The following is a 19,939-nucleotide window of genomic DNA, read 5'->3' on the forward strand; positions in this document are numbered from 1 at the left end:
GCAGATAATTTTAGCTACATGGGGAAATTCCTAAATATTTGAAGAATCTTTTGTCATGATGGCATATTTTTCTATATTTACATTGAGCATTATTGTTACTTGAAAATATAGAAAAATGGCATCCTTGCTACTCTCTCATAATTGTGAATCCTTATGTTGCTTTACTCATTCAAAAATTTTACCGCCACTAAAACAGTACCAGACATACCGAAGTCCATAACTGAGAGCTTTCAGCGACTCTGTACTGAATACAAGTATCTTCCTGTCGAAGAAATAGCCCAACCACTAGATTTTCAACCCCGTCCGATTGTCTTTTATTACCTACCCAGTTTTGCATCTCCAGAAATACAGCTTTACAACGACTACCGCCAGCAGTCATCTCCTCTCTACATAGTTTTAATAATTCCTAAAGACAATAAAAACGAATTAAAATCTCAGAATGAGATTAAATATGAAGATTATCTGCTCGATAGCCAACTTTCCGAAGATTGGATAGAGCGTGTGTTGAGTTCTTTTGAAGTAAAGAAAGAGAGTAAACAAAAATTATCTAAATACATCGATTTATATAATAATTTGTTTACTAGTTCAGCCATACCGATGATTGTGACTTGCGCATATACCAATCGAATTGTGATGGTAAACCAAGCCACAAAAGATACCATTTCGGCAAAGGAAGAATGGCTCACCCAGATGAACATCACGGAGTTGTGTCATCCCGACGATAAGGACCGTATGGAAAAGAATATGGCCTCTCGAACGGGTGAACGGGCTGTCGTAAGGTGGTGTTTGCCCAAAAATAATACCCTGCATATAGAGTTTTCGGCTTATAACATCATTGTAAACGAATATCCTGCCTCGTTGGTGATTTTTACGGATATTACCCAACTCATCGAGTCTCGAGAACGTGAGCGTTCTTCGCTATCCCAATTTGAAACCATTTTCGATAAAACACAAGAGGCTATTTTGGTTTTTGATGATGATGGACAAATCATCGATGCGAATCGTTCAGCGGTTAAACTTTTCCGCGCATATAATAATCAATTGAAAGTCTCAAAAATTCAGCCTTTGATGACGGATGGTCTCAAGAAATCATTTGGTCAAATCTGGCAAACTTTTCTTGAGCATAACCAAGCCAAAGGAATTACCAAAATCAGAGATTTTGAGAATAATCAACTCATCGCAAGCTATCAACTACATAAAAAACTCATTGGAGGGTATCATCTCGCCACGCTTTTAGATATCACAGATAACTATCAGAAAAATCAAGAGACACTTTGCTTAAACGAAATTCATAGACTGTTAGGTCAAACACAAACTTTCAATGAGCCTTTTGAAATGGTGCTTAAACGTGTCTGTGAGCTAGCTGGTTATCAAACTGCCTCCTTGTGGGTTGTAGATGGCGCAGGTAAATATCTCAAAAATGTAAGTTTAGGAACACATAATTTTCCAGAAAGCCTCTCTTTGGCATCTCCTATACGGCTAGAGTATTCGGTCGATGACTGGGAAGTACAGGTATTTCGTCATGGACAAGCCATGCGTGGTAAACAAATGCGAGAAATAAATGGTGGAAAAGCTATTGAGTGTAATTCTTTTATATTACCTCTCAAAAGTAAACACAGGGTAGTTGGAATTTTATCGCTTTGCACGCAGGATGTGACCCTGATCAACAAAAAACATACCTCATTTTGTAAGAGTGTGGCAGATATATTAGGATTAAAAATAGTTAAATTAAGTGCATTGAAAGATTGGGATAATGTCTTTAATCATTCCAATAATTATATCTGTACTATCGGTCGTGATGGTAGTTTTATCAAGGTCAACCCTCGCTTTTGTAAAGAACTTGGTTTCGTAAAAGAGGAATTTTATGGTAAACCATTTTTGCAAGTGGTTCATCCAGAGGATTTAGGAGCAGCGAGATTTGATTTAGATTTGATGTTTTCTAACAATGCTAGCTCAACTTTTACTAACAGATGTGTTGCGAAAGATGGCACAATTCATTGGATAGAGTGGAGCGCGACCTATGAGTCCAATACAGAAATTGCTTATCTTATTGGTAAGGATATTACCCAAGAACAATCGGCCAAACGACAATATCTTTTAGAGGCGGAAAATAGTGGTAGAATCTTGTCAAGTATTACAGATGGGTATTTTATGGTAAACGATCAATGGCGGATTCAATATACCAATAAGGCCGCTGAACAGCTTTTTGATTTGGATTCGCAGTCGCACATGGGTATGTATCTCTGGGAAGTTTTTAATATTCATCCTTATCATCCCTTCTTCATGCAACATGTGGTGGCTCAAGATGAAAATAGAGAACATAGCTTTATCGATTTTGAAGAGCATTCCAAAAAATGGCTTTCGGTTAGCTGTAATCCGCTTAATGATGGCATGGCTATTTCGTATCGTGATATCTCTACTTTGAAAGAGCAGGAAAGTAACATAGAGCGTATGAAGTCCAACTTAGAACTATTAATCAACAATACAGATAACTACATTTGGTCAATTGATACTGAAAAAAGATTTGTGACATTCAATTCAATTTTTGCGCAAAGATTAGCCCAAAAGATAGGAGAGCAGCCTCAAGTTGGGTCTGAAGCTCTCAATGAAAAATGGTCAGGGGAGGAATTAACCTATTGGAATTCGTTGTACGATCGAGCTTTGGCGGGAGAATCTTTCTTTGAAGAGGTTTCTGGTTTTAATCCTGTAAAAGGCGAATATGAAATTTCGGAAATCAATTTATATCCCATCTACCGTGATGATGAAATAATCGGCGTATCATGTTTTTCCAAGGATATCACCGAAAAGGAGAAATATGTTCGCGCCATTGAAGAACAAAACCTCAAGCTTCGTGAGATTACTTGGATTCAATCACATGTCGTTCGTGCGCCACTTTCTCGAATACTCGGGGCTGTAGATCTGCTTATGCACGATTCACAAGGAAATTTACCTTCAGCTGAATTGCTTTCGTGTGTAGACATATCAGCGCGTGAGATGGATGAGATCATTCATGAAATTGTTAGAAAAGCTTCCCCTTATTCACCTGACTCCAAAAGTCCTACCGATAATTTAATGGTATCGTAAATTTATCGTAACGTTAAGCTGCTTCTTTTAAATTTGTTTTGTATTTTGACTCCTGTACCATATTGAAAATGATAACAATATGATACAGGAGTTTGAAATTGTATAGCTAATTTAGCCACTACGACAATTTACCTATATACAGCAGTTGTTGGCTAAATAAACTTACCCAATTGAAACAAAAACTTATGGAATCAAGAAGAGAATTTATCAAAAAAGCCTCCTTTCTAGCTAGCGGCGCTGGATTTTTTGGCGCTCTACCTCAATCTATTCAACGCGCATTGGAAATCAATCCTCCACAAGGTAGCTCATTTTGGGATGCCGAACACGTGGTGATTTTGATGCAAGAAAACCGCTCTTTTGACCACTGTTTTGGTACCCTTCAAGGGGTACGTGGGTTCAACGACCCTCGTGCATTGACAGATGGAAATAAACGTAAAGTTTGGCTACAAACTACTAAAGACGGCAAAACTTACGCACCTTTTCGCCTAAATCTTAAAGATTCCAAAGCTACTTGGATGAGCTCGTTGCCACACTCGTGGGAAAACCAAATAGATGCGCTCAATAATGGAAAAAATAACGGCTGGCTTGGCGCAAAACAATCTGGAAACAAGGATTATAAGGATATGCCCCTGACTTTGGGTTATTACAATCGTGAGGATATTCCGTTTTATTATGCTATGGCGGATGCTTTTACGATTTGTGACCAAAATTTCTGCTCTTCTTTGACAGGTACAACACCCAATCGCTTGTATCTATGGTCGGGTACGATTCGTGAAAATGCTTCTTTCAATACCAAAGCCAATGTCAAAAATGAGGATATTGACTATGAAAAGTGGGCAAAATGGAAAACATTTCCTGAAAGACTTCAGGAAGCTAATGTGCCTTGGAAAATATACCAAAATGAAATTAGTTTGCCATCTGGTTTAGAAGGTGAGGAGGATGCTTGGCTTTCTAATTTTACTGATAACCCTATTGAGTGGTTTGAGAATTACAAGGTAAAGTTTGCACCAGAATATTACGAGTTTATCCAGAAATTAGAGAAAGTTCTGCCTGAAGAAATCAGCAGTTTAGAGAAGAAGCTACCAACGCTGGATGCTGCAAGCGCTGACTATAAAAAAGCACAAAGACAACTAGAATCGAAAAAAGACTGGTTGGCACAAATCAAAGTTGACTTAGTAACTTATCATCCTGACAAGTTTAATGAATTGTCGGATACCCAAAAGGCAATTCACCATCGTGCTTTTACCAATAACAGAAAAGATCCCAATTACAGAAAGCTAAGTCACATCAAATACGATTTTGATGGGAAAGAGCGTGAAATGGCGGTGCCACAAAGCGATGTCTTGTATCAGTTTCGGGAGGATGTAAACAATAATAATTTACCAACCGTTTCATGGTTGGTAGCGCCTGAAAACTTTTCGGATCATCCAGGGGCGCCTTGGTATGGGGCTTGGTATTTGTCGGAGGCGATGGATATTTTGACCAAAAATCCTGAAGTTTGGAAGAAGACGATTTTCATTTTGGCTTATGACGAAAACGATGGTTATTTTGACCATATTCCTCCTTACGTAGCACCCGACCATCAGGCGCAAGATTCTGGAAAGGTTTCGCAAGGTATAGATGCCTCGGTCGAGCGCGTAAATATTACTCATGAGCAACAGCGCCCTTACAAGGATATTCGTAAAGGACCTATTGGTTTGGGATTTAGAGTACCACTTTTGATTGCTTCTCCTTGGACTCGTGGCGGACGTGTATGTTCGGAGGTTTTTGACCACACTTCTGTAATTCAATTTTTGGAAAAATTTGTTTCGAAAAAAACAAAAAAGAGTATTCAAGAAAGCAATATCACCGAATGGAGAAGAACAGTCTGTGGGGATTTGACCTCTGTTTTTCAACCTTATAATGGTGAGAATATTCCACTACCTAATTTTGTCGAGAAAGAACCCTTTATTCAGGCCGTTCACCAAGCGCAGTTTAAAGAATTGCCATCGGGCTATAAAGTTTTGACTGAAGCTGAACAAGAGGCCATCAATCAAAATCCTCAGGTAGCAAAATGGATGCCTCAGCAAGAAAAGGGTATCCGACCTGCTTGTGCAATTCCTTACGAGTTGTACGTAGATGGTCAGGTAAAAGGTGATGTTTTTGAATTGAAAATGAAGGCAGGCACGACCGTTTTTGGCAAGAAGACCAAAGGTTCACCTTTCAAAGCCTATTCGACGATTCCTTATCTAAAGAAAGATGCCGAAGGAAAATCTTTGGGTTATGAGTCTATGTTGGCAAGAGACTATGCCATAAAAGCAGGTGACCAACTCAATGATACATGGAAATTATCTGAATCAGAGTCGGGACAATATGCAGTAGACGTTTATGCCCCAAATGGTTTTTTTAGAACTTTCAAAGGAAATGCCTCAGATTCTCTAAAAACTAGTTTAACCTACGAGTCAGCCTCAAAGAGTCATGCTTTGACTGGAAACGTTGTGTTAAATTTAGAGAATATTTCCAAGACTGCTATTGTTGTCGAAGTTATTGACGAGTCGTATGAAACAGGTTTGAAAACCATAAATCTTACCGCTGGTCAATCTCAAAAATTAGTGCTGAATCTTACCAAAAGTCACAATTGGTATGATTTCTCTGTAAAAGTGAAAGACGATTCTATCTTTTTAAGAAGATATGCTGGGCATGTCGAAACAGGGCAATCAAGTTTCACAGACCCAGCAATGGGACTCGTCAAAACGGCGTAGATATTTTTTCGAATAGCGGGCGACTTAAGTCGCCCGCTATTCGAAAAAAGTAAAACAACAAATAAAATTCTTTGCACCTATCCACTTCCAATGATGAAGGATAACAAATAATCATTCGCGTTTTCAACATGATAACCGCAAGGGTTGTCGCTACACCAATTTTATTTTAAGGAATAGTCAAACTTTCGTACATTACTCATTCAACATTTCCAAGTCTGGCATCATACTATTCAAGGGCTTCACCATTTTACAAGTGGTACTTTCCAGTAAAAAAATACTTACAGGTTCTTTTAAAAGAAATTCGTGTAAAAACCTGTAATCTAATTAATGTATGTTCTCAAGAATCTTCACTTCTATTGCTTTCATTCTTTCTCTGAGTATTAGTAGCGTAAATGCTCAAGCCCTAAAAGTTCAGCATGATTTGGTGGTAGCAAAAGATGGCTCTGGCGATTTTAAATATATTCAAGATGCCATAAATGCTATCAGGGTATATCTTCCTAAAGGCATCACTATAAAAATCAAAAAAGGTAAATATCTAGAGAAATTGGATATCCCTAGCACCTTAACCAATATCAAATTTGTTGGCGAAGATAAGGATAGCACCATTATCAGCTACAATGATTATTCTGGAAAAGGTAAAATGGAAACCTTTGATTCTTATACCTTGAGAGTTATGGGCAATAACCTTTCTTTTGAGAACTTAACCATTGAAAACACTGCAGGAAGGGTGGGGCAAGCCGTGGCATTGCATGTCGAAGGAGATAGATGCGTTTTTAAGAATTGTCGCTTTTTAGGAAATCAAGATACCATTTTTGCTTCTGGTGAAAACTCTCGACAACTCTTTGAAGATTGCTATATTGAAGGGACTGTCGATTTTATTTTTGGCTCTTCTACAGCACTTTTCGAACGTTGCCATATTCACTCAAAAGCAGATGGTTATGTCTCTGCGGCCTCGACACCTGATTGGGTGGTGTATGGATATGTTTTCAAAAATTGTAAACTCACTGCTGATGCCAACGTGACCAAAGTGTATCTGGGTAGACCTTGGAGAGATTTTGCCAAAACTGTTTTTATCGATTGCGAAGTAGGCAGTCATATAGTACCTGAAGGGTGGAATAACTGGGGCAGACCCTCAACTGAAAATACCGTATTTTATGCTGAATACAATACAACTGGAACAGGTGCAAACCAAACAAAACGTGTAAAATGGTCGAAGAGTTTGACCAAGACAGAAGCCTTAACCTACAGTAAATCAGAGATTTTTGCAGGAAAAATAATACAAGAATTATCAAAGTTCTGGTTGGATAAATAAAAGATTTTCTATCTTTGTTGAAATAAGAGTAAAAAATCTTTAAATATTTATAAATATTGTGAAAACTCTACTGACCATTTCTCTTTCCGTTTCATTATCTATTTCCTCATGGGCTCAATCGACCATCGGAGTCACGGGCGTGAGGGACAATTCCTATAATAGCTATTCGGCCTTAAAGACAACGCTAAAAACGCATCCCAATGCGCTTTTAGTTATTGAAAATCAGTATACAAACGTTATAGAAAAACGTGATGTGGTGTATGCCAAAATTGGTGATAGGGAATTAAAATTGGACGCTTTTTACCCAAAAGAAAAAAATCATCAACCACATCCCGCTATTTTGATTATTCATGGCGGAGGTTGGCGTTCTGGCAATAGGGCACAACATATTCCTTTGGCTCAAAAGCTGGCTTCTTTGGGTTATGCTACTTTTACAGCTGAGTACAGACTTTCTACAGAGGCATTATATCCTGCTGCGGTACAAGATTTGAAAGCTGCGGTAAGATGGATTCGTGCCAATGCTTCACAATATCATGTAGATGCAAATAAGATTGCAAGTTTGGGTTTTTCGGCTGGTGGACAACTGGCGTCTTTGGTGGGTAATACCAATGGGGTTCAGACTTTTGAGGCAAACGAAGGTATTACAGGAGTTTCGAGTGATGTACAGGCGATTGTCGACATAGATGGCATTGTGGCTTTTATTCATCCAGAATCTGCTGAGGGAGACGATTCCAAAAGAACCTCAGCCGCTACCTACTGGTTTGGATACGGTAAGGACCAAAATCCTGCACTTTGGAAAGAAGGTTCTGCTTTGACTTATACAGGAAAAAATACGCCACCCACTTTGTTCATTAATAGTAGTGTAGACCGAATGCACGCAGGAAGAGACGATTATCGTAAAATTTTGGAGGCTAATCATATTTATTCAGAAGTACATACTTTTAAAGATTCTCCACATTCTTTTTGTTTGTTTACACCGTGGTTTGACCCAACGGTTGAGTATGTCGACCATTTTTTGAAAAAGGTTTTCAAAAAACACAAAGATGTGTTGGCATTTAGATAAAAATACAAAGGCTTAATCGTGAGATTAAGCCTTTTCGTTTATTAGGGGGGATAGATAGTGATAGCTAAATTCGAAATGGGTTTGGTTATGTAAGCTAAACTTTCAAAAATTGTGTGTAAACATTTTTGAATCGTTCAAACCCTTGTTGATATACAGGACTGTTCTCAGTGTTGGGATAAAAAACTATTTCGTTTTTTATTTCGTTTTTGTACTCTATTCCAAATGATTGGAAGCCTAGTAACACCGCACCCCAAGCTGAACTTTCAATCGTATTACTGACTTCTACTTTCATTTGAAAAATGTCGGCGGTCATTTGTAACCAAAAATTACTCTTGGCAAAGCCTCCGCTGACCATCAAAGTCATATTGGATAATGTTTCTTTTTGAGGGACTAATACCTCTGCAATCTGTTTTAAACCAAATAAGATACCCTCCATGCTTGCTCGAATGATATGTCCCTGTGTATGTTGCATATCTAAGCCAATCATGATGCCTTTGGCTTTGGCATCCCAAATGGGTGCTCTTTCACCCAAGATATAGGGCACAAATAACAATCCTTCGGAACCTACAGGTACTTGCTCTGCTTTTTCAAATAATTCTTGGTATGTCTCAACAGTTTCAAGAATGTTATTTTTAAGCCATTGTAAAACCACTGCGCCGTTGTTTACTGCTCCTAATTTGAGGTATTCTGTATCAAACAAATGATAACATTGTGTCCTCATTTGAGAGTCGATAAATGGTTGACTCGAAACCACTCGAACCGCTCCACTTGTGCCTATTGTAAGCGCCATTTTGTCGGGAGTAATAGCTCCAGAGCCTAAATTAGCCAGAATCCCATCGCCACCACCACTTACTAATTCAAGACCATATTGCTTACAATAAGCTCGATGGGTTGATTTTACTATTATAGACAATTGTGTTTTTTGGATACTAAGATAGTTCAAAATTTCCTCCGACCATTGCAACGAATGTATGTCCATCAGCCCAGTTCCTGAGGCAAGGGTCGTATCAATTGTGTATTCGTGGGTTAGGTGAAACCAGATATATTCTTTGGCACTGATTAACTTGTGAGCCGAAGCTAACAAGGCTGGTTCATGTTCCTTGAGCCATGCAATCTTGGTCATAGGCGAAAAACTATGTATCGGTATGCCCGAAATATCATAAAATCGCTGACCTGTTACGCTGTGTTTTAAGGTATCTGCTATATCTGCCGCCCGATTATCTGCCCAAATCATGCAATCTGTCATCGCTTGATGGTGCTCATCTACCAAAATCAAGCTTTGCATTGCTGCGCTAAAACTGATAAATCGAACTTCAAATCTGGCAAGAATATCTTCAATACAATCCTTTGTTGCTGTAAGTAAATCTTGTGGGTGTTGGGTGCTCCATTCTGGTTGAGGGTGATACATCGGATATTCCCGACTCACCTGATACAAAACTTCACCATTTTGATTGAAGACCACCGCCTTTGTAGCAGTCGTGCCCAAATCAATACCCGCATAATAATGCGCCATAAGCATTCAGTTTTAAATTCTACAGATGCTTATCGCGACTATTTTTTCTCTACGGCATGACCTCCAAATTCATTGCGAAGAGCCGCGACAACCTTCCCAGAGAATGTATCTTCCATTTGAGAGCGATAGCGCATCATCACTGAAAGGGCAATAACAGGCGTAGGTACACCCATATCCAAAGCCGTTTCGAGAGTCCATTTTCCTTCGCCCGAAGAGTGCATTACTCCTTTAATTGCGTCCAATTGTGGATCTTTTGCAAAAGCATTTGCCGTCAATTCCATCAACCAACCCCTCACTACCGAGCCATGATTGAATAATTCGGCTGTTTTCTGGAAATCAATATCAAATTGCGAACGTTCAAAGACCTCAAAGCCTTCTGCAATCGCCTGCATCATACCGTATTCGATACCATTGTGAACCATTTTAGTAAAGTGTCCACTTCCTGCACGACCAGTATGTAAATAACCGTTTTGGATAGATATTTTTTGAAAAACTTCCTCCACATATTTGAAGACATCGGTATCTCCTCCAATCATGGTACATGCGCCTTGCAAAGCACCACTGGTGCCGCCCGAAGTACCACAGTCAAGGAAGTCGATACCCTTGTCTTTCAAATGTGCGTAACGACGTAAAGAATCTTTGTAAAAAGAGTTTCCGCCATCTATTATTATGTCTGAAGGGTTCAATAAAGGAATTAATTGCTCAATCACATCGTCTACAATTTCACCAGCAGGCACCATCAACCAAATGACTCTTCTGCCTGTAAGTTGGGTCGTCAAATCTCCTAAGCTAGAAGCTGTAGAGATACCTTGTTGCGCAATTTGAGTTACAAAATCGGGGTTTACGTCGTTGGCTATTACCTCAAATCCATTTCTATGTAAATTTAACGCAAGGTTAAAACCCATTTTGCCTAAGCCTACCAATCCAATTTGCATAAGTTTATTTGTTAAAAGTTTCGGGATATTTTGTTTATAAATGATAAGGTGTACTGTACTCAGTAATTTGTAAAACGTTATTCGTGAATTGTATATCCGTTATAAGTTAGTGGGCAAAATAAAATTTAAGATTGTGCTTTCGGCTTTCAGGTATCGGCTTTCGGTAGTGGGCTTTGTAAAAAAGCATTTTAACACTCTGTGCCTTGTGCCTGTTGCCTTGTCCCTAAACACATAACTTGAATCTCATTCTGCATGAATACTTAAATCTACTGCTCAAATTTCTTGTATTATTTTGTTTAAAACTTTCATTTTTTTTCGGTGTTAAATATTTTAAATATTTATTTGGTCACAATTCTGTAATTGAAACTCGAACTATTTAGAAATGAGGGTTTTATAAGACGAAAACTAAAATCCTCTGCTTTAAGAATACTGTTTTCTTTCATTTTTAGTAGAAAAGTAAAAAATTGTGCCTCGTTGCTATGTCCAATACCAATGAACCTGCCTAAATTACATGATGGTTTTTTCAGCCATATCTTGTGATTATCTCATGAATTCCAACTTTTACTATATACAAAACGAATCGCCCGAATTAAAGGAATTTCCCTTTGTGTCTTGCTTGCTTTCACAGAAAGTACAGCAAATTATTCTTGATTCTTGGGAGGTTGGTCAGCGAGAAGGAATAGGTATTTTTAGTTTTACAGAAGGAAAATACGAATGGAGTTTAGACCATAAAACTTACCCACTGTATCCCAACGATTCTTTAATAGTGCAACCTTGGCAGCCTATCGGCAATCCGAGGGGATATTTGGAGATTGGTGCTTTTATGCAATTGAGTATTTTGCCGAGTCATTGGACTAAGGAGGGACATTTGATTTTGGGTGATTGGAGCAAAATCTCATACAGTGAACAAGTGGTTATTTCAAAACTGTTTTTGTCGAATGCCAAGCCAATCATTCCTCGTAATCCTGCAATCGGACAATTAATCATGGAATTGGGGCAGGAGGTACACGAACAAGCTTTTGGGTATCGTACCAGAGTGCCTCAAATTGTAGATGAAATTCTGATTACTTGGGCAAGAACCTTGGGTAAAACCGAACGAAATAACCAAGATTTTTCACAGACTTTTTTACAGTTGGAACAAACCCTAAGAGCTAATTTGGAACACCCATGGACCTTGGAGGAAATGGCTGGTTTGGCAGGATTAGGAAATACAGCTTTCTCGGAAAAAGTAAAACGCTTTTCAGGTTTTTCTCCTCTCAACTACCTTATTAATATCCGTATTGCAGAGGCAAGTAGATTGCTCAAAAGTAGTGATAAATCTTTGACTGATATTGCCTTAGAAACTGGTTTTTATTCGTCACAGCATTTTTCAACTACTTTCAAAAAGCTCACAGGATACACGCCAAGAGATTATCGCAAAATCCATATATAGACCACACATTCTTTCTCAACAATCGATACGAAAAAATTATGGAAGCCATTCTTACAATTGATATAAATACAACCTTTGTAAAAGTGCAGGTGTATCACCTGAGTGGGAAAGCTTTGTATCAAAAACAAGGTTCGTATCCTACTTTTCACCCTTTTGCAGAATGGAGCGAACAAGACCCTGAACAGGTGTATATTACGACCTTATTTGTTGTCAAAACCTTAATCAATGAATTTGTGCTTCCCAACAAAATCAAGATAATTTCGATTGGTTTCAGTGGTTCGATGCACAGTGTTTTACCTGTCAATGCCAAAGGAATTCCTTTGGGTCAAGCTATTATTTGGGCAGATAATCGTGGACAAAACCAAGTCAAAAAACTTCAAGATAGTAGACTTGATACTAGTCTGTATGCACAAACAGGTACGCCCATCCACCCGATGTCGCCTTTGATGAAAATAGCTTGGTTGGAGTCCAATACGGGTATTTTTCCTGAAAAAGTGGCTAAATATATTTCGCTAAAAGAGTATGTTCTTTTTCAGTTGACTGGACAATATCGTGTGGATGAAAGTATGGCTTCGTCGACAGGATTATTTGATATTATGGCCAAAAAATGGTCGACAGAAGCCTTGAATTTTGCCCATATTTCATCAAGCCAACTCTCCGAAGTTAGTTCAGTGATGGACAATACTTTGACACTTAAACCCGAAATTGCAAAGTCTTGGGGTATTCCTATAGATACTCAAATTATCCTTGGGGCAACAGATGGCTGCTTGGCAACGCTTGGTGCAGGGATTATTTCGGAAGGAAAAGCCGTAATTTCTATTGGTGCCAGTTCGGCGGTCAGGATTGCAGGAAAAGAGCTATTAAAAGACCAACAAAAAAGAGTTTTTAATTATCTGTTGACCGACAATTGTTATATCAGCGGAGGTCCAGGCAACAACGCAGGGGTGGTGTTTGAATGGTTCGCAAAGGAATTCGGTGATTTTTCAGAACACGCTTACATCGAAGAAGTGTTAGATGAAATATTTCAACGCATAGAATCTATTCCTTTAGGTGCTGATGGATTGGTATTTTTGCCCTATTTGCTAGGCGAGCGAGCACCTATCTGGAATGCCAATGCTAGAGGCTCATATTTTGGCTTACATATCAACCATACTAAATCACATCTGGCACGCGCGACTTTGGAGGGTATCCTGTTTGGAGTGTACAGTATTGGAAAAATGCTGGCAGAGTTTAGAGAAATTGACGAAATTCGAATTAATGGGAGTTTTGCTTCGCACCCTTTATGTGTTCAAATGTTATCTGATATTTTCGGTAAAAGAATCACTGCAAATCTTTCCTACGATGGAGTTGGGCAAGGAATTGCTTTGTTAACACTGACACAAATGGGAATTTTTAGCGATTTGCAAACGGCGACAGCATCATTGAATTTTGACCAAGAATGGTTACCTAATTCAGACAATCATGCAAAGTATCAGGCGTATTTTCGTTTGTTTGAAAGATTGACAGAAAAACTTGAGGAGGAATTTGAATATTTAGCAAAACTGCGTGATTTTTAGGGAAATAGAACCCTCTAAAAACAAAAAATCCCAATCTTAAGATCGGGTTGCAACTCATTTTTTCATCTTAAATCCAGTCATACGATACCTTGTCATTTTCTGGATTGTGATTTTCGCCTTTCTGAAACGTGTGCATGTAGCGAGGGTTGTCTTGTTTTTTTGCTTTGTGTGCTCGCCAATTTGTGTGGCGGTTTAGTGCACTCCAACTTTGTTTTGCCATATTTTTATTTGTTTTAGTAAATAATATATGCAAAAGTAGTTTTTGTAATTGCTTGACTAATAATTAATTGTTTTAACAAATCACAAAACGCTTTTGCTTTGTATTTGAATATAAAACTACTGGTTTCTTGAAAAAGTTCAAATTTTAGGAGATTATTAAATTGTTAAGGTAGAGGGAAGTTATTGGTTAATAGCGTATCGGTTATCAAAATTGACACGAAATCAGAGTGAAAAAGTCCACAGATTAAAAAAGTCCAAAAATTGAGTCCAAAACTTAGTCTTGAACTAAAAACTCGCAGAATCTCGTATTTGAACCAGTTTTCACCTAAAGCACACAGCCGATTCCCAAAACCCAAAAAATTGATTCCTTTGCATTTATTCACTTCAAAAATCAACAACATGAATGCTATAAAAATAACTGCGTTTGGTGCACCCGAAAATATGATTTGGTCCGAATATCCCGATCCTGTTTGTGGTGCTGAAGAGGTAATTATCGAAATATATGCTGCGGGTGTCAATCGTCCAGATGTATTGCAGCGAAAGGGACATTATCCCGCACCCGAAGGAGCGCCTGCCGATATCGCTGGTTTGGAGGTTGCAGGACAAATTATTGAGATAGGAGAAAAGGTAACTCGCTGGAAGCTAGGCGATGAGGTCTGTGCTTTGGTTGCTGGTGGAGGATATGCCGAAAAGGTGAATGTTCATGAGTCGGTTTGTTTACCCATTCCTACTGGTTTTTCCTTGGAAGAAGCAGCCTGTTTACCAGAAACAGTCTACACGGTTTGGCATAATGTTTTTCAAAGAGGAAACTTGCAAGCTGGTGAAGGCATTTTGATTCATGGAGGAAGTAGTGGAATCGGTACAAGTGCGATTCAGTTGGCGAAGGCTTTTGGTGCAAAGGTTTTCGTAACTGTTGGCAATGAGGAAAAGGGAAAAGCGTGTTTAGAACTTGGCGCAGATGGTTTTGTGAATTACAAAACGCAGGACTTTTTAGAAGTGTTAAAAGAGGAGTCAATCCATGTCATTTTGGATATGATTGGGGGTGATTATTTTTCAAAAAATATAGATTTATTACAAGCTGACGGGCGATTGGTGTATATCAATGCTATGGGAGGAAAGAATGTCCAGATTGATATTCTGAAAATGATGCAAAAGCGACTGACAATTACAGGCAGCACTTTGCGTGCAAGAGAAGTCAGTTTCAAGGCAAGTTTGACTACTGAAATTTATGGAAAAGTGTGGCCGATTTTAGAACAAGGCTTATTCAAAGTGCCCATTTTTGCGAGTTTCCCAATGCCCCAAGCATCCGAAGCACATCGATTAATGGAATCATCGGCACATATTGGAAAGATTGTATTGGTCAAGTAGGCTTACCAAAAAAGGCTGTGATTATCAATCACAGCCTTTTAAACTAAATTCCATTTAACTATGTAATTAAAATGGACTCATATTGGTGATATTTTGTAAATAGCTTTCAGCTTTTGGCTGTCTTCCATCAGCAAAAAGCTACTCTATTAAGTCTAATTGATGTAAAATTTGGACGAATATTCTCTGCAAAGTTATAATTCTGTCGGTAGGTTCAATATTAAATTTATTGTAGGGTCACAAAAAAGCCAACCTCAAAGAAGTTGGCTTTTGATGATAACTATTCTAAATGCTAAAGATATTGTAACGAATTGTATCTCGTTACGGGATTTTGAGAGAGTGCTAATTAAGGTTACTATCTAAAAGCCAACTGTCTCCACCAAGAGCCAAGTCTTGAACCTGAGGGTTTGAAAGTGAAAATTTGAGTTGGTTTTTGTGTCAGGGTTTCGAGATAATGCAGGAAAAGGCGATTGGCTTGATGTTGCCAGTCGATAAATTCGTTTTGAATGCTTTGATGCTGAGGTAAATAAGCTAAGAATTTAGAAAAATCAAATTCTGTTGAGGCTATTCCAGCGCCAGCACGCTGCCCGTCGTGCGCATTAATCATTTGTTCAATATGATTTGGAACAGGAACCATCATGATAGGCTTGCCCAAATACATGGCTTCACACACTGATTCGAAACCAGCCGTACAAACCAACCCCGAACAATTTTCCATCATTGTCAAAAATTTCTCGGCGTTTACTTGATGGAAAGTAAGGTTTTCTCTTACTGCCCATTCATCTGAAAAATCTGGATTATTCCAAAAACAATGGATTTGCACATCACGGTGATTTTCGTGCCAATTGGCAATGTCCTCCGCCAATTTGTGATGTGTTATGTATGCCAAAACAAATGGTTTACTTGTTGGATTAAGTTTTTTCACTTCTGTACGCAACAAAGGTGGCACTACAGCAATATTACGATTTAGATCATTCTCCATTTTGTCGAATGACAATGCTAATTTTTGCGTACTACCCAAAGCTGTTACTTTGGTATTGAAGTTGAGTAAAAAACGGTCAAACCAATGTTTAGAAATATTGTCAAATTGCTCATGCAATAGCAAATACTGATGCGCAATACAAATACAAGGGATATTTGGGCGATAGGTGCTGAAATACAAACCACAAATCATTTCGTAGAAGTTGATTACAACATCTGGCTGGTAGTAATCAATTTGCTCTTTCAGGTACTTCACACTTTTGCAATACAAAGGAAATTTAAGTAAATGAGTGCTAATGGTATCCCAAACTCTCAAGGCCTTTCCTTGTCCATAAACGAGCGATGGGCTTGGGAAAGTCTCAATAGGTGCTTGAATAGCTTCTTGGAAAAAGGAAGGTAATTTTTGATTATTACCTTTGCCCACCAATACTGCTACCACTTCGTGACCAGCCGAAGTTAATATTTCAGAAAGTGAGATCGCCTGAGTCAAGTGACCTCTACCTTCGCCTTGTACAACAAACAAAAATTTACTCATTTCGTGGCTTTTGGTATCATGCTTATTGAGATAAGCATTAGTTTTTGTTCTCGTTTAAAATCAATTCGTTGGTATCCTCTTCGCTTAAAAGCAGAGCTTCATTGGCGTAATACATCAGTTCCCATACTCCTTCATGTGTTTCAATGAGTGCACTCAATGACTCAACCCAGTCGCCTGAGTTCATATAGGTGACTTCGCCAATGGCTTTAATTTCTGGTTTGTGGATATGCCCACATATAATGCCTTCGCAGTCGTTTGCTAGGGCTAACTCAGCTAGTTTTTCCTCAAAATCCGACACGTGATTGACGGCCTTTTTTACTTGCTGTTTGATTTTTTGTGAAAAGGAGTAGTATGGCATACCTCTCCATGCGCGATAACGGTTATAGAGCTTATTAAGGCCCAGAAGGAAGGTATAACCTATATCACCTAGGTGTGCCAACCACTTCATATTGGATGTCACGGAGTCAAAAATGTCGCCGTGCGTGATAAAAAACTGCCTTTTCCCAGATTTCAGAATAAAGTCTTTTCTAATACTAAATTGCTTTCCTAATTGAAAAGGAATAATCTGGTCAAGAAAATCGTCATGGTTGCCTCTTAGATATATTACTTTGGTACCATGTTCTTCAATCATTTTGAGCACTACCCTAAAAAATGCGGTATGTTTCTTTTTCCAAGAACCTCCTTTTTTGAGTTGCCAGCCGTCGATAATGTCGCCATTCATGATAAGCGTTTCGCAAGAAGTTGATTTCAAAAATGCCACAACTTCCTTGGCTTTTGCGCCTTCAGATCCTAAGTGTAAATCTGAAATGATAATGGTTTTATATTGAGCTGGTGTTTTCATATACGTATCTAATCCAATTCAAGAAGACAGAAACGATATTTAGGGATAGTCGTTTAGTGCATTTTCTGCCTTGTTTTAACTATGACCAAAATTGAGGAATTACTTTAACCTTATGGTTGTGTGTATGTTATGCTTTTGTTAATTGTTGCAGAGGAGGCGATAATGAGAGAAAACCAACAAACTAGCCAGTAATAATTGGCAGGTTAGATAGAGGAAGACCAGAAAGGTTTTGAAAAACGACTGGCTAATCTGTTGGTATAGTAAAGTTTTGTAGGAATGGATACTCGGTTTTGTTTCTTTTTAGGCGTTGGCAAAAAGATACCCTACACCTTTGATTGTTCTGATGTAATCATCACCAATTTTTTCACGGATTTTACGAATATGCACATCAACGGTTCTTTCAGTTACGTGAATACCTCTACCCCAAACATTAGAAAGGATTTCGTCGCGAGAATACACTTTGTTGGGATTGGTTACGAAGAACATCAATAAATCAAATTCTTTTTTCGGTAATACCCAAGAGTTGTTATTTACCGCAATAGAATAGTTTTGTTTGTTGATAGTTAAATCTTCAATAACAATTTTTTCTGTACCTGTACCTTCTGCGAGTTCACGTTTCAACATGGCTTTGATACGGCTCAATAAAGCTCTTGGCTTTACAGGCTTGATAATGTAGTCGTCGGCACCAATGTCAAAAGCAGCGATTTCAGAATACTCCTCAGCACGAGCGGTCAAGAACAAAAGATACGTTTTGTTTAGCTCTGGCATTTGTTTGATAATGCGTCCCGCCTCGATTCCGTCCATAATCGGCATCATAATGTCCATCACAATCAAATCAGGGATATGTTGCTTGGCTTTTTCTACTGCAATTTTTCCGTTTTCTGCCGTGAACACCTGATAACCCTCGCCTTCAAGGTTGTATTGGAGTAATTCTAAGATATCTGGGTCGTCATCTACTACCAGTACTTTAAGAGAAATGTCGATCATAAGTAATTAATCTAGGACTAATAATGTTGTCGTTTGAGATGATAAGAAATTGGGTTTCTCAAATTTTGACACAAACTTATCAACCAGAAATTACCTCATCATTACTCTTATATTAAGTGTAGATTAACATTTCTGAGCCGTAAAATATTGGTAAAGAATTTATAAAATCGAGCGGAAGTAAAGGTTCGTGTGTTGGATGATTGTAGTTTGAAAACTATCACAAAAAAAGGTTCAAGTCTAAGACTTGAACCAGTGCGAGGGTTTTATTTTTTACTTGTTCATTACTTCTTCGATGGGTTTACCTACCTTGTCATTTGGGGCATAGTTTTCTCCTAAAAACTTGGCGAGTGTACTGGCAAACTGTGTTTGATAGAATTGCCCAGCAGTTTTTATTTCGCCTTTTGCAGGAGTATCAGGTCCTATAACCGCAAACCAAATTTGGTCCGAATAGGCTGTTCTAAAACCATGATCTGTCCAACCTGATTTGGGATACTGACCTCGTCCGTGGTCTGAGGTAATAATGAGTGTCGTTTTATCCTTATAATCAGGCATCGACTGAACTGTCTTCCAAAGATCAGCTAAATAGCGATCAAAATTATTAGCAGCTTTGATATAAGCGTCATAATTACCTGCATGAGCATAATCATCAGTTTCGTCAAAAGCCATGAATAGAACCTTTGGCTTTTTATTTAAAAGGTATTCTTTAGTAAGAAAATAAGTGATAAAATCGTGACGATCTGCTATTGTGCTTGGGGTAGTTTCCTGAATTTCGTTGAGTAGTTTTTCTCTCGAATTTGGATTTTTTACCAACTCTTTACCTGAGTTTACAGGAATTTTACTTCTTTTTTCATTAATGATAAACGGAAAACAATCCCATGTAGAAAAAGCCGCGATTTTGCCTTTGTAGGCAGGCTTTTTATGTAGAAATTCTAAAACAGTTTCATTTGGATTATCTATGTGGTCGTTGCTTGTAATACGTTCGTCATCGGGAGCACCTGTCAAAATTTCGTTGTAACCAGGGTAAGAAAACCATTGTTGATTGGTGATATTGACAAAGTTCTGATACTGACGGTTGCCATAAATTTGACCTTTAGTGGCAATGGTATTCCAGAGAAATGGAAGCATTTTGGCTCTGCTGGCTTGCGGAGGACCTCCAAAGCGGTCAACTAGATCGCGTTTGCTTTTGGTATATTTTTCTTGATTGAGCAATGCAGTATCTAAGCCATTAAATACCTCTAGCCAACGAAATCCATCGGTGGTAATCAAGATAACCTTTTCGGTTTTGTGTTGGGCTTGTGAAGTAAACACCCACAAGATTAATAACAGGAGTACACTTATTTTTTTCATTTATATAAAGGTTTTTCTATTTGTGAAC

Annotated in this window: 14 protein-coding genes; 7 read left to right on the forward strand and 7 right to left on the reverse strand. The window is 38.4% G+C overall.

Annotated features, from left to right (window positions below):
- The first annotated feature begins 153 nt into the window (after positions 1 to 153).
- The 4 genes from QM524_RS03280 (at position 154) to QM524_RS03295 (ending at position 8,200) form a co-directional block, all read left to right on the forward strand.
- On the forward strand, positions 154 to 3,084 hold the full coding sequence (locus QM524_RS03280; protein WP_283343471.1) for a PAS domain-containing protein: 2,931 nt from the start codon (positions 154 to 156) through the stop codon (positions 3,082 to 3,084).
- A gap of 185 nt (positions 3,085 to 3,269) precedes the next feature.
- Positions 3,270 to 5,825, forward strand: a complete 2,556-nt coding sequence (locus tag QM524_RS03285) for a phosphocholine-specific phospholipase C (RefSeq protein ID WP_283343472.1) — start codon at positions 3,270 to 3,272, stop codon at positions 5,823 to 5,825.
- A 331-nt stretch (positions 5,826 to 6,156) separates the two neighbouring features.
- The gene (locus tag QM524_RS03290; RefSeq protein ID WP_283343473.1) at positions 6,157 to 7,137 is read left to right on the forward strand and encodes a pectinesterase family protein; all 981 of its coding nucleotides are present in this window, start codon (positions 6,157 to 6,159) and stop codon (positions 7,135 to 7,137) included.
- Positions 7,138 to 7,195: 58 nt separating this feature from the next.
- Positions 7,196 to 8,200: an alpha/beta hydrolase gene (locus QM524_RS03295; RefSeq protein ID WP_283343474.1), complete on the forward strand. Its 1,005-nt coding sequence runs from the start codon at positions 7,196 to 7,198 to the stop codon at positions 8,198 to 8,200.
- Between the two features lie 94 nt (positions 8,201 to 8,294).
- Here the strand turns inward: QM524_RS03295 and QM524_RS03300 are convergent, their stop codons facing one another.
- The gene (locus tag QM524_RS03300; RefSeq protein ID WP_283343475.1) at positions 8,295 to 9,713 is read right to left on the reverse strand and encodes a gluconokinase; all 1,419 of its coding nucleotides are present in this window, start codon (positions 9,711 to 9,713) and stop codon (positions 8,295 to 8,297) included.
- A gap of 38 nt (positions 9,714 to 9,751) precedes the next feature.
- Positions 9,752 to 10,648: a phosphogluconate dehydrogenase (NAD(+)-dependent, decarboxylating) gene (gnd, locus tag QM524_RS03305; protein ID WP_283343476.1), complete on the reverse strand. Its 897-nt coding sequence runs from the start codon at positions 10,646 to 10,648 to the stop codon at positions 9,752 to 9,754.
- A 547-nt stretch (positions 10,649 to 11,195) separates the two neighbouring features.
- On the opposite strand from gnd, the gene QM524_RS03310 reads away from it, so the two are divergent.
- Both QM524_RS03310 and QM524_RS03315 read left to right on the forward strand, forming a co-directional pair.
- Positions 11,196 to 12,080 (forward strand): helix-turn-helix transcriptional regulator, encoded by an 885-nt coding sequence (locus tag QM524_RS03310; RefSeq protein WP_283343477.1) that lies wholly within the window; start codon positions 11,196 to 11,198, stop codon positions 12,078 to 12,080.
- Positions 12,081 to 12,118: 38 nt separating this feature from the next.
- Positions 12,119 to 13,636 (forward strand): gluconokinase, encoded by a 1,518-nt coding sequence (locus tag QM524_RS03315; protein WP_283343478.1) that lies wholly within the window; start codon positions 12,119 to 12,121, stop codon positions 13,634 to 13,636.
- Between the two features lie 67 nt (positions 13,637 to 13,703).
- Here the strand turns inward: QM524_RS03315 and QM524_RS03320 are convergent, their stop codons facing one another.
- Positions 13,704 to 13,856, reverse strand: a complete 153-nt coding sequence (locus QM524_RS03320) for a hypothetical protein (protein ID WP_283343479.1) — start codon at positions 13,854 to 13,856, stop codon at positions 13,704 to 13,706.
- A gap of 398 nt (positions 13,857 to 14,254) precedes the next feature.
- Between QM524_RS03320 and QM524_RS03325 the strand changes: the two genes are divergently transcribed.
- Entirely contained in the window at positions 14,255 to 15,223 is a 969-nt protein-coding gene (locus tag QM524_RS03325) for an NAD(P)H-quinone oxidoreductase (RefSeq protein WP_283343480.1), read from the forward strand.
- Positions 15,224 to 15,575: 352 nt separating this feature from the next.
- Here QM524_RS03325 and QM524_RS03330 read toward each other — a convergent pair whose 3' ends face one another.
- From QM524_RS03330 to QM524_RS03345, 4 genes are all read right to left on the reverse strand, one after another.
- A complete protein-coding gene (locus QM524_RS03330) occupies positions 15,576 to 16,736 on the reverse strand; it encodes a glycosyltransferase family protein (RefSeq protein WP_166576691.1) in 1,161 nt (386 codons plus the stop codon).
- Positions 16,737 to 16,773: 37 nt separating this feature from the next.
- Positions 16,774 to 17,577: a UDP-2,3-diacylglucosamine diphosphatase gene (locus QM524_RS03335; RefSeq protein ID WP_283343481.1), complete on the reverse strand. Its 804-nt coding sequence runs from the start codon at positions 17,575 to 17,577 to the stop codon at positions 16,774 to 16,776.
- Between the two features lie 300 nt (positions 17,578 to 17,877).
- Positions 17,878 to 18,564, reverse strand: coding sequence for a response regulator transcription factor (locus tag QM524_RS03340; RefSeq protein WP_095163658.1), 687 nt, complete (start codon positions 18,562 to 18,564; stop codon positions 17,878 to 17,880).
- A gap of 270 nt (positions 18,565 to 18,834) precedes the next feature.
- Positions 18,835 to 19,911: an alkaline phosphatase family protein gene (locus QM524_RS03345; RefSeq protein WP_283343482.1), complete on the reverse strand. Its 1,077-nt coding sequence runs from the start codon at positions 19,909 to 19,911 to the stop codon at positions 18,835 to 18,837.
- Positions 19,912 to 19,939 lie beyond the last annotated feature (28 nt).

This window comes from Flectobacillus roseus (assembly GCF_030056595.1).
In the GTDB taxonomy this organism is placed as follows: domain Bacteria; phylum Bacteroidota; class Bacteroidia; order Cytophagales; family Spirosomataceae; genus Flectobacillus; species Flectobacillus roseus.